Here is a 15110-nt window from a genome sequence, read left to right as displayed (position 1 = left end):
AGCAGGGCTATTATCCATTTAATTAATCAGGGTTTAGCATTTTTCCAATACGTATAAGCATGAACAATGCTTCCGGTATAGGAGGTAGAATCCTTCAATAATTCAGGCAGCTTCGCAAGTTCTGCCTCCATGTAGGCTGCGCCTTCCTCATAGAAGGTAATATGGTCGCCCTCATGGCTCTCTTTGATCTCCACTGAGATCAGGAGCGGCTTGCCGAGTTCATCCGCAAACGCGATTTCTTCTCTGGATACCGCGATGATACCGTTAGACCCTTCGGCTGAATCCCGGAAGGCCATAAGGGATACATGATCCATACGATTTATCATCCATTTGCTGAGGGATATGTCTTGGCCCGTCACTTTATACTTATCCAGCCAAACGGCCATATCCATGCTGGCTTCCAGATTGGAGTCCTTCTTCAATTCCGTAACAAAGGCGTCCAGATTCGCGGTCCATTCGGATATGACCTGCTGCGAATCTTCCTTCCATGCTGGCAGCACATAAGGCTCAATGTCCAGATGAATGCCGTGAAAACGTTCATTGCCTTCCACGGCACGATTATAATTCTTGACGTAATTGACCAGTCTGAGCATTCTGGGCCTGTTCTCTTCAAGCGCCCATATCGGATGGCCGCCCATAGCATGAACCTCGATGCCGGCCTCTGCCGCTTCTTTGACAAAAGAGGAATAAGAGCTGTAGGGCTGCTCCAGATCCAATCGGACATAGAGCCAGTTCAAATTCTTTTCTTTGGCAAAATCAAGAATCTCCCGGCTGTTCTGCACCACTTCATGGGCTTCCCATATGTAAGTGCCTCTTACCACCGGATCCCGGGTAACAGGATCCGCATCCGGGACGCGTTCGCCTTCTCCCGGGTCAGGATCCGGATCAGGTGTTGGGTTTCCTCCTCCAGGGGGGATAACCTCTCCATCCGACATGCTCTGCCAGTTCCGTATATCGTGAATAGCGATTCCACCAAAGGACTCGTAGGAATCGAGCACGCTGGACAGATGCTCCAGCTTTTGATTCATTCTCTCTTTTCCATGTCCATAAAAGGTAGTATGGGCCTGACCGGGCATCTCTTTGGTATTAACCCCAATGAGAAGCTGCTTCCCAAGCCTGCCGGCAAGCTCAAGCTCATCCCGCGTCAGGTCGAGGATACCGTGCTCGGATTCCACCTGATTCCGGTACGCCATCACTGTCACATGGTCAAATGCACCGATCAGCCATTCATTAAAGCCGACTCTGTTTGGCAAAGTATAATGATCAAACCAGAAGGGGATATCGATTCCAAGCTCTAATCCCATTCCGGAAGCCTGGCTTAGGAACAGCGTTAAGTTTTGTTCCCAGGCCGCGATAATCTGATCCTGCGCGGTTCCCCACTCAGCAAGCACATAGGGTTCGATATCCAGATGAATTCCGTCAAATCGGGCGCTGGTTGAAACTTTATTATTATAGTCGTTAACCCAAGTAACAAGACCGAGCATATCGTTGCGATATTCGGTCAATGCCCATCGGGGGTCTCCTCCCAAGGCATGCACCGCAATCTGCGCGTCATGCGCACGCTGTATAAACGCTTCATATGTTTCTGCTGGCATCTGACGATTGATCTGCAGGTATATCAGATTTATTCCTTCTTCACGGGAAAAATCCAGCAGTTCTTCTCCGCCATCCTTGATCAGATCGGTTTGCCATATCCAAGTTGCTTTTACCGTAGTACTTTCTCCGTATGCCGGGGTTTGAAGCCCCACCAGAAGCATGACAACCAACAGGCCGGCAAGATTCTGGTAACCTTTCACCTTCATGTTTTCCCTCCGTTTCTCTGTGAGAACTCCACCCATTCTCTATTTAGTAAACGGAGTTATTATAGCATTGATGTTTCAAAAAAAGATGAGCCCTTGTTCTTACGGGACAAGCTGAATTCCACGCATCGAACGGATGATCGGTATAAAAGGAACTACTTCTAATTTGGAATTATCTTACTAAATGATATAAATTATATGAATATTAACGATTTTAAGGCTAACTGCTCAGGAATAAAGTTGCGGTTTGCAGTCTTGGTCTGCCCTGGTGTCACAATTTGCAGTAAAAAATTTCATGCTGCCTTGAATATTATGGTTACGATCGATTCCATAGAATTTGGCTTGTAATAAAAGGGAGACGACAATCCTGCTTTATAAGATTGTGCCCTGCTTACCGAAGTAATGTCCTTGGCGTTTCACATAGATGATGATGGTGATGAGCATGACGAATTCCGAGATCGGAACAGCCAGCCACGCCGCTTGAATCCCGAATAAGGCGGGAAGGATCGATAAGAAGATAAGCAGGAAAAAGATTTCTCTGCCCGCCGTGATCCATGCTGCCATTTTCACCTTGCCGATCGATTGGAAATAGGTCATCATAATAAAGTTTATTCCCATAACAAGATAAGCAATGAAGAAAATACGAATCCCTGAAGTGGCCATATTTTGAATATCGGCTGAGAAATCGCCGAAGATATTCACAATGGGGGCTGCGGCTATTTGACCGATCATCGTAAAGGCTGCCCCCGTACCTATGGCAGTCCAGGTCGCAATTCGAACCGTTTCCCGCTTTCGATCATGCTTCTGACCACCATGATAATAACTGACAAGCGGCTGAATGGCAGAACCCATGCCAAGGAACAGCAAAAGCATAATTCCGTGCACATAATTAACAATCGAGAAAGCGGCAACACCCTCGGTTCCGGCAAGTCTGGAGAAAACAATGTTGTGGGCTATGGTGAAGACGGAAATACCCAATTCCGCAAGAAAACTCGGGAAACCGAAAGTGAGCGTTAGGATAAACAGCTTTTTATCGAAGCGGAATTTCTGGAGCTTCAAATTGCTGCTCTTTTTGAAAAAATGAGTGCCTAACACCAAAAGCCCCAAGAAGGCTGCGGCAATGGTGCCGAAAGCAATCTCGCGAATGCCAAGCTCAAGCACGTACAGAATGACAAAGTTAAAGATAACATTGGAGACGGCCGTAACGATAAGGGCCAGCATGGCGAGTGTTGGATTCCCGTCGTTACGGATGAAAATGCTCAAGGCATTTTCCAATGTGAAGATAAATCCGAGTGTAAGAAAGACATTCATATAGTCCGATGCGAATGGAGCCGTTTCCGCGTTGGCTCCCAGTAGATAAACGAGCTGACCATGGAATAAAAACGCGATGCCACCAACAACGATGGTAAACAATAAGATGAGCGTAACGGAATGGGTAAAAATGAAGCGGGCCCGATCCGGGTTACTTGCGCCCATGCTCTGGGAATAAAGGGTTGCTCCCCCGATCCCGATCAATATCGACATCGCGACAAAGATTGTATATACCGGCCCGGAAATATTGACTCCTGCAAGAGCCGCGGCACCAAGCTTGTTTCCAACCATGATGCCGTCCACAACGATGTTAACGGCCATTAATACCATCCCGACTAAAGAGGGGATCAGATAACGCAGGAATACCTTCCCTGTTGACTGTGTATCAAGAATATTCTGTTGCTGTTGCTCCGTGGTTGACATGATGTACTCTCCTAATTCATTGCGAATAACAATTTGATTTATTTTGAAATGCCCCGCCAAAAGACGGTCCAAGCCGATTCTAACTTCTCATTAATTCGCTCCGGGCTTGAATCATATACCAATTCAATCATCAGAGCATCGACAATGCCCATAAATGCACTGGCGGGAATGCGGGGTTTCTCCACAAATATTTGCTCTTTGCTCATCCATTCTGCGAACTTCGCCTCCAGCATCTTCCGCACTTGATCCTCAATGGCGAGGACTTCATTTCCGATCAGGTGATAGAGGTGTTCCGGAGGAAAGAAGGAGATGCGCAGCCAGAATTTCATGCGCTCATCCAACTGAAACAGTTCCTTGACCATAACTAAAAACGCATACAACGATTTTTCTGGTGACGGGTCCTGCCGATTGTTGAAAAACGTTAGCTTTGTTTGCAGTTCAACTTCGCCCGCATCTCGCAGAACCTGCAGAAACAAATCATCCTTGTTTTTAAAATGAGAATACAGGGACTGTTTTTTCAGTCCAACTTCCTCAGCTATTTTTGAGAGAGAAGCTCCTTCATAACCGTGAGTCGAGAAATGCTTGAGCGCTGCTTGCTTAATATCGTCACTTTTCAATCGTATCACCTTCCCTTACGAACGTTCGTCAGTAATCATAACAAGTGTGGGATGAAAAAGCAAGAATGACCCAGGGGCGCTCCGTATAAAGCCTGGAATTCACGTCCATCCTAGAACTAAAACCGGAAGGAGAGGTAAGCGATTTGATTAATTTGGAATCGAGGCTTGAGAATATCGAAGACCGTTTTGTGAATATCGACACCTATTTATGCAAGCATGATTTTACATTGGCCGGGAATTGGGATTACAAGCATGGCTATCTGGACAAGAGGCTGGATCAGGACCGGATGGTGTGGCTTCGGATTCCATTTCGCGTAACCAAGGGGAGTCTGGATGGTGAATGCGGAGGATGTCACGCGACCATCAAACTCGGACGCCCGTTCGTGTTCCGTCATATTTACAATAAAGGCACCGATAAGCACGCAGCACCTCATCTGTTAGGTGCTCTATTTGATCAATTCCAATCACCGATCGACCCTGACGCGACTGTGGATGATATGTGGGTGGAGCAGGCTCGAAATGTGCTGAACGAGGTAGAAACAGGGTATCTGCATTAATGTAAGGTTATGCTAAGAGATCAAACTTGCTTGGTCTCTTTTGTTCGTTTGAAGCTGTTGCCGGTGACTTCGATCTTCAAATATGATAAACTCCGTACAGATAAGTTCGATTATCCGTTCGTATATATAAGGATTTAGTGATAAGGTGAGGCTGCTTATTATACAGAGGTGGTGGGAGCTTGAATTATCGGAAAGCAAGCATGGATGAAATCCATCAATTGATCGAATTAAGGAAAAAGCAGTTAATTGATGAGGGGATAGAGCCTTATCAGAATATCGATGCAGAATTGCTATCTTTTTTTAACCATAAAATGAGTGATGGTTCTTTGATAGAGTGGATCGTAGAGGATAACGAAGAGATCATTGCTACGGGGGCCGTCATGTTCTATGACTTCCCGCCTTCATACTCGAATAAGAGCGGCAAGAAGGCTTATATTACGAATATGTATACGAGAGAAGATTACCGCGGACAGGGGATTGCAACCAGGATGTTATCTATACTAGTGGATGAGGCGAGAACAGCGGGGATTTCGAAAATATGGCTCGGCGCTTCCAAACTAGGTAGGCCGGTATATAAGAAGTTTGGTTTTCAAGATACGGATGAATGGCTGGAACTCAATCTGCAGCCTGATAATTCTTCGAGATCATAAACGCCATCATGTACATTATAGGCCTTTCTCTTTGCAGTTATGGGAACACCGCTCCATGGTCATGGAGTGGTTTTTTTGCGTTCCATGAATGGGGTACAGTCTGCATCTCTTCGATAGAGGAATTCATTGACTTACTAAGGGCCTGGAACTACAATGAACATATAAATGATAACGATTCTCAGTTCAAAAGGTTGGAGAAATAGGGATATGAAATTATCGGGTCATCACAAAGAACGATTGCAAGTTCCAATCCTTAAAAAAGATCATGTACATATTCGGTAGATAGTTTACAATGATAATGATTATTATTATCATAGTGGGTACGAATCGATCAATGTGGACGGAGAGAAGGGGTTCAAATCTATTGTTATGAGTGGAAGTAGACATATCATCTTTATCTTGCTGTTATTCGCTGCATTGCTGGGCTTGGGGCTTACCCTGTTCATGTCTGTCTCCTATGGCGCTAAAGATCTCACCATGGGCACGGTATGGTCTGCCGTCATGCATTACGATGCGGAATTGACGGCGCATCAGATCGTTCATGAGATCCGATTGCCACGCGTATTAGGCGCAGCAATAACCGGAATGGCGTTCGCCGTGGCTGGAGCTATCATGCAGGGGGTAACCCGCAATCCCATGGCCGACACCGGCATTCTGGGTATCAACGCGGGTTCTACCTTCATGGTGGCGTTATGCTTTGCATTTTTACCGAATTTGTCTTATTCGGCCTTGATGGCTATTTCATTTGCAGGGGCAGCTATGACTACTGTTTTTATCGTGCTGCTGGGTTCGCTAACGCCAGGCGGCCTGAACTCTATTCGGTTAACGATAGCGGGAGCTGTCGTTGCCGCTATACTCCAGTCGTTAAGCACGGGCATTGCGATTTATTTCGCTTTGAGTCAGGACCTGGCTTTCTGGTATGCAGGAGGTGTAGCCGGTGTAACCTGGTCCCATCTCAAGCTGCTGGTACCTATCATTTTGATTGCAACGATATGGGCCTGCATGATGGGGCGATCCATCAGCTTTTTGTCACTAGGGGATGAATCCGCGACCAATTTGGGCGTACGAGCCAGCAGGGTTCGTTTTCTCGGAATGACTGCTGCAGTTGTACTAGCAGGAGCTTCTGTGTCAGTCGCGGGATCGATCGGATTCGTGGGCTTAATTGTCCCCCATATCGCCCGCAGGCTTGTGGGAGCGGATTACAGGAAGATCATCATGCTCTCGGCCATTCTGGGCTCCATATTGCTGGTATGGGCTGATTTTGCCGCACGTATGGTCAATCCGCCAAGAGAATTCGCAATCGGGGCCATGGTGGCCATGGTCGGCGTTCCTTTCTTTCTTTATCTTGCGCGTAAAGAGAGGAGTGATCTGTAGTCATGGATGGAAAGGCCATATTCCTCTTAAGAAGAAAAAGAACAATCCGTGTTGCGATTATCTTGCTTGGTGTAGCCTTAACCGTCATCTTGATCAGCTTGAACACGGGGACCATCCGGCTGTCGCCTACCAGTGTTCTGAAGGCTTTAATTGGTTATGGCACGGCGGAGGAGAGCATGATTCTGTACGAATACCGTCTGCCTCGAATTATCATTACGATGCTGGCGGGAGCCGGCCTTGGCATTGCCGGCGCGGTATTTCAAGGTGTTTCGCGGAATACGCTGGCTGATCCGGGTATTCTAGGGATTAATGCCGGGGCGGCATTTGGGTTGATTGCCTATATCTCATTCTTCCGTTCACTGGATGGACCTGCCGCACTGATGATTCCGCTGTTTACGTTTGCGGGAGGAGCCGTCATTGCACTGGTAATATTTTTATTTGCATACGACCGCTATAGGGGGCTGCTGCCCATTCGGCTGATACTGGTCGGAATCGCCGTGTCTGCAGGTGTTAGTGCGATGACGCTGCTGCTCTCTCTTCGATTAGATGAAGATACATATGCCTTTGCTGCCCGCTGGCTGGCAGGCAGCGTCTGGAGCAGAGATTGGGTAAACGTCTGGGGATTATTTCCATGGATCGTTGTACTAATTCCAATCATATATTATCGTTCCGCGACGCTTGATCTGTTTACATTGGGCGATGAAACGGCAGCAAGCCTCGGAAGTGCCGTTACCCGAAGCCGGTTGATCCTGCTTGCGCTTGCCGTGGCTTTGTCCTGTGCCAGCGTATCGATGGCCGGTGGCATTGGCTTTATCGGTTTAGCAGCGCCGCATATAGCCAAGCGGCTCGTAGGTCCGCAGCACCGACATTTTCTGCCCATAGCGGCCATGACAGGGCTTGTGATCTTGGTCGCTGCTGATACGATCGGACGCTCCCTGTTTCATCCTAATGCGGTGCCGGCAGGGGTTGTCGTAGCCGCAGTCGGGGGACCTTATTTTCTATATTTATTGTTCACAACAAAATAAGTACAACTATAACTAACATTGCATACGGAGGTATAGATTGATGATGAAGAAATGGTGCGGGACCCTTGCTATTATACTGTGTATAGGAATATTGTCTGCCTGCGGCGGACAAGCGTCAGAGGCAGTGAATACCTCAGCCAGCTCATCTTCGGCGCAAGAAACTGGGGATAGCGGTAAAGCCGGGGAGAAGGATTCGGTCACGCAGGTTGATCCGAATGCCAAAATCGCTTCGATGTCGATACACATGACGAATAATTTGCTGGCGTTAGGAATTAAGCCTGCCGGATCTGCCATTGGAGGCGGAGTAGGGGACTTTCTGCCGCATGTGGCACATCTTCTTGAAGGCAGTGCGAAGCTTGGCGTAGTCGGGGATTCCGACATGGAGGCTGTGTTGGGATTGAAACCGGATTACATCTTTATCGATGAGCATTTCGGCGGTGAGGAACGCTCGAAGCTGGAGAAAATCGCGCCGGTGGTTAGCACCAATCTGGATGAAGGGACATGGCGGGATCATCTGAAGCGCGTTGCGGCCGTTGTTGGGCGTGATAAAGAAGCGGAAGCTTTCATTAAAGAATACGAAGAGAAGGCGGATCGGGTTAGTAAATTGATAGCAAGCGAATTGGGAGAAGGTGCTACAGCGATGGCAATCCGGGTATCTGCCAAGGAGATCCGGGTGCAAAGTGCGGGCAGGCCGGTTGGACCTATTATGTTCCAGGATTTGAAGCTGAAGCCAGCCAACGGCGTTGAGAAGATTTCTGCCTCAGAGCCGTACGCTGTCATATCCAAGGAAGTGCTCCCCGACTTTGATGCCGATGCGATTTTCCTTATCGTAAACAATGATGATAATGCCAAAAAGGTTTATGCCGAGCTGGAAAATAACCCGCTCTGGAAAAATCTGAAGGCCGTAAAAAACAATCATGTGTATACGCTTGACGGTCAAAAATGGTTGGACTACTCTTCACTAGGTCAGAGCATGGCCATGGACGATGCAGAGCAATTGTTTACGAAGTAATAATTCCAGTGGAACCTATACTTTACGGGGGTAATGAATTCGTATAAGCTTTTATAGGTAGATAGAAATGACACGTGTAGCGCAGAGCGCGGGAGCCATCCCGCTCTCTTTTTGTTGTTGCGAGGGGCAAATGAGTGATTATGAGAGGAGTTACTAAATTTTGGCGGCTATTCTGGAAATTCAACGGTTAGCAAAACATTCCTGGAACCAAGACAACAGGGAATCCCCTTATCTGTTTGAAGAAGTGTCTGCTGTCATTCAGCAGCCGGAGTGCATCTCTGTCATCGGCCCATCGGGCCAAGGAAAAAGCACTTTGCTGCGGACGTTAGCACTGCTGGATATGCCGGATCAGGGCGATATATCTTATGCGGGAATCTCCTATCGGGAGAAGGATCCCAGGTTGTGGAGAAAAGAAATTTGTTACGTTGCTCAGCAAGCGGTTATGCTGCCAGGCAGTGTCGAGGATAATTTGGGAACGGCAAGTCGTCTTCATGGAGAGGTGTATGATGTGCAGCTTGCCGAGCAATTGCTGGAAGAGACATTACTTGCTGGACTGGATCGCAAGAAGAATGCCAGCGAGCTGTCCGGTGGAGAGAAGCAGCGGATTGCGCTCATTCGATCGCTGCTGCTGCGGCCAGCCGTGCTGCTTCTTGATGAGGTTACCGCATCGCTGGATAATATTAGCGCAAGAGCAGTGGAGCACATGCTGCAACAATGGCAGGCGAGGGAAGGAACAACCATGATCTGGGTTACGCATGATTTGGAGCAGGCAGCACGGACCAGCAGCAGGACCTGGTTCATGTCCGGGGGCACATTATTGGAAGATCAGCAAACGATTGATTTTTTTCGTCGGCCGGCAACAGAAGCGGGAAGGCAATTTGTGCGTTTCCTGGCTAGCGAGGCTGCACTATGACATTACTGGCGCTTAGTTTTACACTTCTCTTTGTCATCGCGACCATGCTCATTTCCGTATGGCAGAAGCTTGGTTTGGAGAAAGAGATTGCGACGGGTACGATACGTTCAGCCATTCAGCTCCTGGCTATCGGATATGTGCTTCAGTATATTTTCCGGACGGAGCATGTGATTTATTTGGTTATGATCATCTCGGTGATGATTGGGGTGGCGGCATGGAATGCGGCTCGGCGGGCTCCGGGGATGCGAGGGATCGTGTGGAGGATTGCGCTGTCGATACTGACAACCGAACTGCTGATGATGGGGATGCTGCTTGGCTTGAACATTATTGAACCGACACCCCAGTACATCATTCCGCTTAGCGGGATGACGATCGGGAACGCCATGGTCGTAGCCGGGTTATACGTGAATCAGATGCGGCGGGAGGTTCAATCCTCCAAGGGTGAGATTGAAGTCCTGCTCTCGCTTGGAGCCACAGCGTCGCAGGCCATGCAGGATGTGAGGAAGCGGGCTGTTAAATTCAGCATGATTCCAACAATCGACAGTATGAAAACAGTCGGACTCGTCCAATTACCGGGTATGATGACAGGTATGATTGTAGCCGGGGCAGATCCGGTGGAAGCCGTTCGCTATCAAATTCTGATCGTATTCTCCTTCACGGGTTCAGCTGCCATAACGAGTATGCTCTTGAGCATATTAAGTTATCGATTGATGCTTACAAAAGAATTGCAGTTGAGGCCGATACCTGAAGGAACCCGATGAGTCAAACTGCACTGATTCCTATTGGGAAGCAATACATAGGAACAACCATGGAGCTCTGCTGCTGATTGCGGCGGGGTTTCTTTTGTTGCGTTGAAGGCTAGGAATATTCTTGCTTAAAGAAAATCCTTTGAAAACTTTAGAACTTATCAGATACGGGTTCTGATAATAGAACAACATGATATAGTAGAATCAACTGCCTTAATTAGCTAATATGTTTTCTCATCATCACAATAAATGAAGAAAGTGAGTACAGCATCCATGAATAAAAAAGCCTTGTTCAATGACGGATGGACGTTTGCCAAAAGCAGTCTGGACGTAACGGATTCGGATAATCTGATCTTTAAACCTGTGGATGTACCCCACGACTGGCTGATCTATAACACCATGGATTTATATGAGAACAGCATCGGGTGGTACCGGAAGTTATGGTCGTGGGATAGCAAAGAGAACCAGCAGGTGCTATTGTGTTTTGATGGCGTTTACATGGATTCTTCCGTCTATGTTAATGGTCAATTGGTGGGAGAATGGAAGTACGGATATTCTTCCTTCGAACACGAGATCACGGAGGCGCTCGTTGAAGGGGAGAACGTCATTACCGTGAAGGTTGTGTATCAAAGCCCGAACAGCCGTTGGTATTCAGGAGCGGGCATCTATCGTAACGTGTGGCTCAAAACCAGGGATCAGAGCCATATCGTGACGGACGGCATTTATATCACGACCAAGCAGCACGAAAGCGGATGGCAGGTCGAAGTCGACACGGAAGTGAACACCATGGCTGATGTGTTTATCAAGCATACCATCGTGAAGGAAGGTCAGAAGATAGCTGAGGGATCCGAGAAGGTTGCAGCGGCCGTCCATTGCATATCGACGAACCGCCAAACCTTAGTCGTGGAGAATCCGTTGTTATGGAGCCCGGATGAACCCAGCCTGTATCAATTGATTACCGAAATGAGGCTTGCTGGAACAGATCAGGAATCAGAATCAGAACCAGATTGTCAGCATGAGGTTATTGAAAGCATATCCCACAACATCGGATTTCGGCATATTCAGCTTGATCCGAATCAAGGCTTTCTTCTAAACGGCCGTAAATTGAAATTGAACGGGGTTTGCGAGCATCATGATCTAGGAGCCTTGGGAGCCGCGTTTAACAAAACGGCCTTAGCCAGAAGGCTTGTCATTCTGAAAGACATGGGCGCTAACGCGATACGCACAGCACACAACATGCCTGCAAAGGAACTGATGGACCTGGCAGATGAGATGGGGATGCTCATCGTCTCGGAAGCTTTTGATATGTGGGAACGCTCGAAAACGTCTTATGACTATGCCCGGTTCTTCCAAGAATGGTTTCAACGCGATGTGAAGAGCTGGGTTCAACGTGACCGGAACCATCCAAGCCTCATCATGTGGAGCATTGGCAACGAAATCTATGATACCCACGCAGGCGAGAGAGGGCAGGAAGTAACAAGGATGCTGATGGAGGAAGTTCTGAAATACGATCCCAAGCAAAATGCAAGCGTTACCATTGGTTCGAATTATATGCCTTGGGAGAATGCTCGGAAATGCGCCGATATCGTGAAGGTGGCAGGTTACAATTATGCCGAGAAATATTACGAGAAGCATCATGAGGAGCATCCGGATTGGATCATCTATGGAAGTGAGACCGCGTCTGTTGTACAAAGCAGGGGCATCTATCATTTCCCGTTCGAAAAATCCATCCTGGCAGACGATGACGAGCAGTGTTCTTCCCTGGGTAACAGCTCAACGAGCTGGGGAGCAAAATCGGCTGAGGCGTGCATCCTGGCTGAGCGGGACATGCCGTTCTCACTCGGACAATTTCTATGGACCGGATTCGACTATATCGGTGAACCTACGCCGTATCATACCAAAAACTCTTATTTCGGGCAGATCGATACAGCGACTTTCAAGAAGGACTCCTATTATATCTATCAAGCGGCATGGACGGATTACCGGACTAAACCGATGGTACATCTGTTACCTTATTGGGATTTTAATAACGGTCAAATGATCGATGTTCGCATTTGCTCAAACGCGCCGAGAGTTGAATTACAGCTCAATGGCATAACCATGGGGACCCATGATATCGACCATGAACACGGAAGGGAGCTATTGGGTTGGTGGAAGATCCCTTATGTCGAAGGGGAATTGAAAGCGATAGCTTACGACGAAGCGGGTCGCATCATTGCCACGGATGTTCGAACCTCATTCGGTGATGCCAGGAGGATTGTTCTGAACCCGGATAAAGAAAATCTGATCGCGAACGGCATAGATCTTGTGTTCGTCGAAATTGCGATGGAAGATGAGGCCGGCCACGTTGTCGAGAACGCTAATAACCGGGTGCAGGTACATGTGACGGGTGCGGGGCGCTTGCTCGGTATGGACAACGGGGATAGCACGGATTACGATCCGTACAAGGGCCAGAGCAGAAGACTGTTCAGCGGCAAGCTGATGGCGATCATCGGCTCCACCTTGGGGCCGGGCCAGATCCGGATTGAAGTGTCTTCCATGGGTCTGGACAGCCAATTTCTTACCTTGAATTCCACAGCCGCACAGAATGAAGGAACGGAAGGGATAGCGGCCAGCACGAAGAATGAGAACCTGCCAAGCTTAACAGGGTGTGTGGAAGAGCTGCCGCTTCGGAAGATTGAGCTGATCAGCGAAAGGGGTCAAGCGTTTGATTCGTCCAATCGTGAGAAGGTGGTACGTGCCAGACTGCATCCGCCAGAAACCTCTTATCAGGAGGTCCAATGGGCTGTCGTGAACGATGCGGGGATCGAATCCAATATTGCAAGGGTAGAAGCCGATGGGCATGAAGCCAAGGTAACGGCCTTGGGTGACGGTGAATTTCGTCTTCGGTGTACAAGCCGAAACGGTACGGATAAAATCAAGCTTATATCCCAGCTGGAATTCAAAGTCGACGGTTTGGGGGCCGCTTACAAAGACCCGTACTCTTTCATATCTGCCGGACTTTATGATTACAGCCAAGGCGAAGTAGGGAACGGGAATGAAAGAGGTGTTGCTACCAGCAGAGACGGCGAGACGCAAGTCGGATTTCGGGACATCGACTTTGGTCCTCACGGCTCCGATACCATCACGATCCCGATATTTGCCCTCTCAAGCGAGGAGTACTCTTTGCAAATCTGGGAAGGCATGCCTGGTGAAGAAGGCAGCTCACAAATAGCCGATTGTATTTACCAAAAAGAGTCCAAGTGGAATGTCTATCAGGAAGAAACCTATCGGTTGTCGAAGAAGCTGCGGGGCGTTACTTCGATTTGTTTTATCCTTCATCAGAAGGTGCATATCAAGGGTTTCTATTTTCATGAAGGGAATAGAGCATTTGAGCAGAATTTTGCAGCGGATTGCGACCGAATTTATGGGGATACCTTTACCATTGTGGACAACAAGGCCGTTGAAGGGATAGGAAATAATGTTTCCCTGGAGTTTGATCAGATGGATTTTGCAGAAGCAGGCTCATCGAAATTGATCGTTAACGGCAGCTCTGCGATTGACAAGAATACGATTCATATCCGCTTTGAGAGTCCAGAAGGAGAGAGCAATCAGCTGGTAGAATTTACGCAGTCCAGAGGGTACGAAGAGCAGGTATTCGATCTGGAACCTATCGCCGGTTGTTACAAGGTGACATTCATCTTTCTTCCGGGAAGTCAGTTTGATTTTGGTTGGTTCCGGTTTGTGCGGGTCGATGGATCATGAACGGTTTCACGAGGTTGCTGAGAAAATCGGCAGCCTTTTTTTTATATACATGAGTAAATGCTTCCGTGCGGAGGTTCAATAGAAAATTAATTAACCCTGCGGTATAATTCACTCACGAGTAAATGGACCCGAAGGGATCGTGAAGAGCATGAAGAAGTTCATTAACCAAGGGAACAAGAGCTGGCGGAGGATAACGATATGGACTGTAACTATCCTGTCCCTTGCTGTTATCGCATGCCTTCTCATTCTGGATTCACTGACGTACAAGCCGCTGGATGAAGCTGAAGCCGTGTTTCATAGCAACACGGAAATCGGTGTCGAACAGCTGACAGACGGTTACCGCTTCGAGCCCGTGAACGGGGATAGCCTTCCACCCGACATCATCTTCTATCCGGGCGGTTTAGTGGAACCTAAGAGTTATGCGCCTTTTTCCAGGAAAATGGCTGAGAAAGGATACCGGGTGTACATTGCTGCCATGCCCTTGAATCTGGCCGTGTTCGGACAAAATAAAGCCGACTCTTTCATTGAGGAATACCCAGACAACCGATATGTGATCGGAGGACACTCCTTGGGTGGTGTGTTCGCTTCTAGGTATGCGGCTGAACATTCAGATGCCATTGACGGTGTTTTTTTCTTGGCATCTTACGCTGACGATAAGGGGGCGCTGAACGGTTTGGACATGTCCGTGCTTCAAATTACCGGCACTCAAGATGGGGTATTGGATAGATCGAAATGGGAGACTGCCAGGACGAATTTGCCTGACGATACCATGTACGTAGATATTGCAGGGGCTAACCATGGGCAGTTCGGTTCTTACGGTTTCCAAAAAGGTGACAGGGAAGCCTACTTAACCGCAGAGGAGCAGTTGCAAGAAGTAACGGAAGCGTTAGACCATTGGATTCAGGAAATGGATTAGATTTCAGCTATCTTAACGAGAAT

12 protein-coding genes are annotated in these 15110 nt (G+C 48.1%); 9 read left to right on the top strand and 3 right to left on the bottom strand.

The annotated features are described in order from the left end of the window. Positions 1-26: 26 nt before the first annotated feature. From PGL02S_RS15795 to PGL02S_RS15785, 3 genes are all read right to left on the bottom strand, one after another. Positions 27-1802 carry a hypothetical protein gene (locus tag PGL02S_RS15795; protein ID WP_036642711.1) on the bottom strand — a complete coding sequence of 592 codons (1776 nt, stop codon included), beginning with the start codon at positions 1800-1802 and terminating at the stop codon, positions 27-29. A 369-nt stretch (positions 1803-2171) separates the two neighbouring features. Further along, positions 2172-3533, bottom strand: a complete 1362-nt coding sequence (locus tag PGL02S_RS15790; RefSeq protein ID WP_036642710.1) for an MATE family efflux transporter — start codon at positions 3531-3533, stop codon at positions 2172-2174. A 38-nt stretch (positions 3534-3571) separates the two neighbouring features. After that, positions 3572-4159 (bottom strand): TetR/AcrR family transcriptional regulator, encoded by a 588-nt coding sequence (locus PGL02S_RS15785; protein WP_268745148.1) that lies wholly within the window; start codon positions 4157-4159, stop codon positions 3572-3574. 134 nt (positions 4160-4293) lie between these two features. Here PGL02S_RS15785 and PGL02S_RS15780 point away from each other — a divergent pair, with 134 nt between their 5' ends. The 9 genes from PGL02S_RS15780 (at position 4294) to PGL02S_RS15740 (ending at position 15087) form a co-directional block, all read left to right on the top strand. Beyond that, positions 4294-4707 carry a YugN-like family protein gene (locus PGL02S_RS15780; RefSeq protein WP_006210025.1) on the top strand — a complete coding sequence of 138 codons (414 nt, stop codon included), beginning with the start codon at positions 4294-4296 and terminating at the stop codon, positions 4705-4707. Positions 4708-4886: 179 nt separating this feature from the next. Next, a complete protein-coding gene (locus PGL02S_RS15775) occupies positions 4887-5357 on the top strand; it encodes a GNAT family N-acetyltransferase (protein ID WP_036642707.1) in 471 nt (156 codons plus the stop codon). 369 nt (positions 5358-5726) lie between these two features. Further along, entirely contained in the window at positions 5727-6731 is a 1005-nt protein-coding gene (locus tag PGL02S_RS15770) for a FecCD family ABC transporter permease (protein ID WP_036642706.1), read from the top strand. 2 nt (positions 6732-6733) lie between these two features. Then, entirely contained in the window at positions 6734-7756 is a 1023-nt protein-coding gene (locus PGL02S_RS15765) for a FecCD family ABC transporter permease (RefSeq protein ID WP_036642705.1), read from the top strand. 43 nt (positions 7757-7799) lie between these two features. After that, positions 7800-8768, top strand: a complete 969-nt coding sequence (locus tag PGL02S_RS15760; protein WP_036642776.1) for an ABC transporter substrate-binding protein — start codon at positions 7800-7802, stop codon at positions 8766-8768. A gap of 160 nt (positions 8769-8928) precedes the next feature. After that, on the top strand, positions 8929-9681 hold the full coding sequence (locus PGL02S_RS15755; RefSeq protein WP_036642703.1) for an ABC transporter ATP-binding protein: 753 nt from the start codon (positions 8929-8931) through the stop codon (positions 9679-9681). Next, positions 9678-10442, top strand: coding sequence for an ABC transporter permease (locus PGL02S_RS15750; RefSeq protein WP_036642701.1), 765 nt, complete (start codon positions 9678-9680; stop codon positions 10440-10442). The genes PGL02S_RS15755 and PGL02S_RS15750 overlap by 4 nt, the downstream gene beginning before the upstream one ends. Before the next feature lie 258 nt (positions 10443-10700). Further along, positions 10701-14171: a glycoside hydrolase family 2 TIM barrel-domain containing protein gene (locus tag PGL02S_RS15745; protein ID WP_036642699.1), complete on the top strand. Its 3471-nt coding sequence runs from the start codon at positions 10701-10703 to the stop codon at positions 14169-14171. 148 nt (positions 14172-14319) lie between these two features. After that, positions 14320-15087: an alpha/beta hydrolase gene (locus PGL02S_RS15740; protein WP_036642697.1), complete on the top strand. Its 768-nt coding sequence runs from the start codon at positions 14320-14322 to the stop codon at positions 15085-15087. Positions 15088-15110: the final 23 nt, after the last annotated feature.

Source organism: Paenibacillus glucanolyticus NBRC 15330 (assembly GCF_004000885.1).
GTDB classification, from domain to species: domain Bacteria; phylum Bacillota; class Bacilli; order Paenibacillales; family Paenibacillaceae; genus Paenibacillus_AQ; species Paenibacillus_AQ glucanolyticus.
This window is presented reverse-complemented; position numbering and strand designations above follow the sequence as displayed.

What these genes read in the sequence shown, in the direction of transcription:
- PGL02S_RS15790 (WP_036642710.1), bottom strand. Translation starts at nt 3,533, where the DNA reads ATGTCAACCACGGAGCAACAGCAACAGAATATTCTTGATACACAGTCA.
- PGL02S_RS15765 (WP_036642705.1), top strand. Translation starts at nt 6,734, where the DNA reads ATGGATGGAAAGGCCATATTCCTCTTAAGAAGAAAAAGAACAATCCGT.
- PGL02S_RS15745 (WP_036642699.1), top strand. Translation starts at nt 10,701, where the DNA reads ATGAATAAAAAAGCCTTGTTCAATGACGGATGGACGTTTGCCAAAAGC.
- PGL02S_RS15770 (WP_036642706.1), top strand. Translation starts at nt 5,727, where the DNA reads ATGAGTGGAAGTAGACATATCATCTTTATCTTGCTGTTATTCGCTGCA.
- PGL02S_RS15795 (WP_036642711.1), bottom strand. Translation starts at nt 1,802, where the DNA reads ATGAAGGTGAAAGGTTACCAGAATCTTGCCGGCCTGTTGGTTGTCATG.
- PGL02S_RS15750 (WP_036642701.1), top strand. Translation starts at nt 9,678, where the DNA reads ATGACATTACTGGCGCTTAGTTTTACACTTCTCTTTGTCATCGCGACC.
- PGL02S_RS15760 (WP_036642776.1), top strand. Translation starts at nt 7,800, where the DNA reads ATGAAGAAATGGTGCGGGACCCTTGCTATTATACTGTGTATAGGAATA.
- PGL02S_RS15740 (WP_036642697.1), top strand. Translation starts at nt 14,320, where the DNA reads ATGAAGAAGTTCATTAACCAAGGGAACAAGAGCTGGCGGAGGATAACG.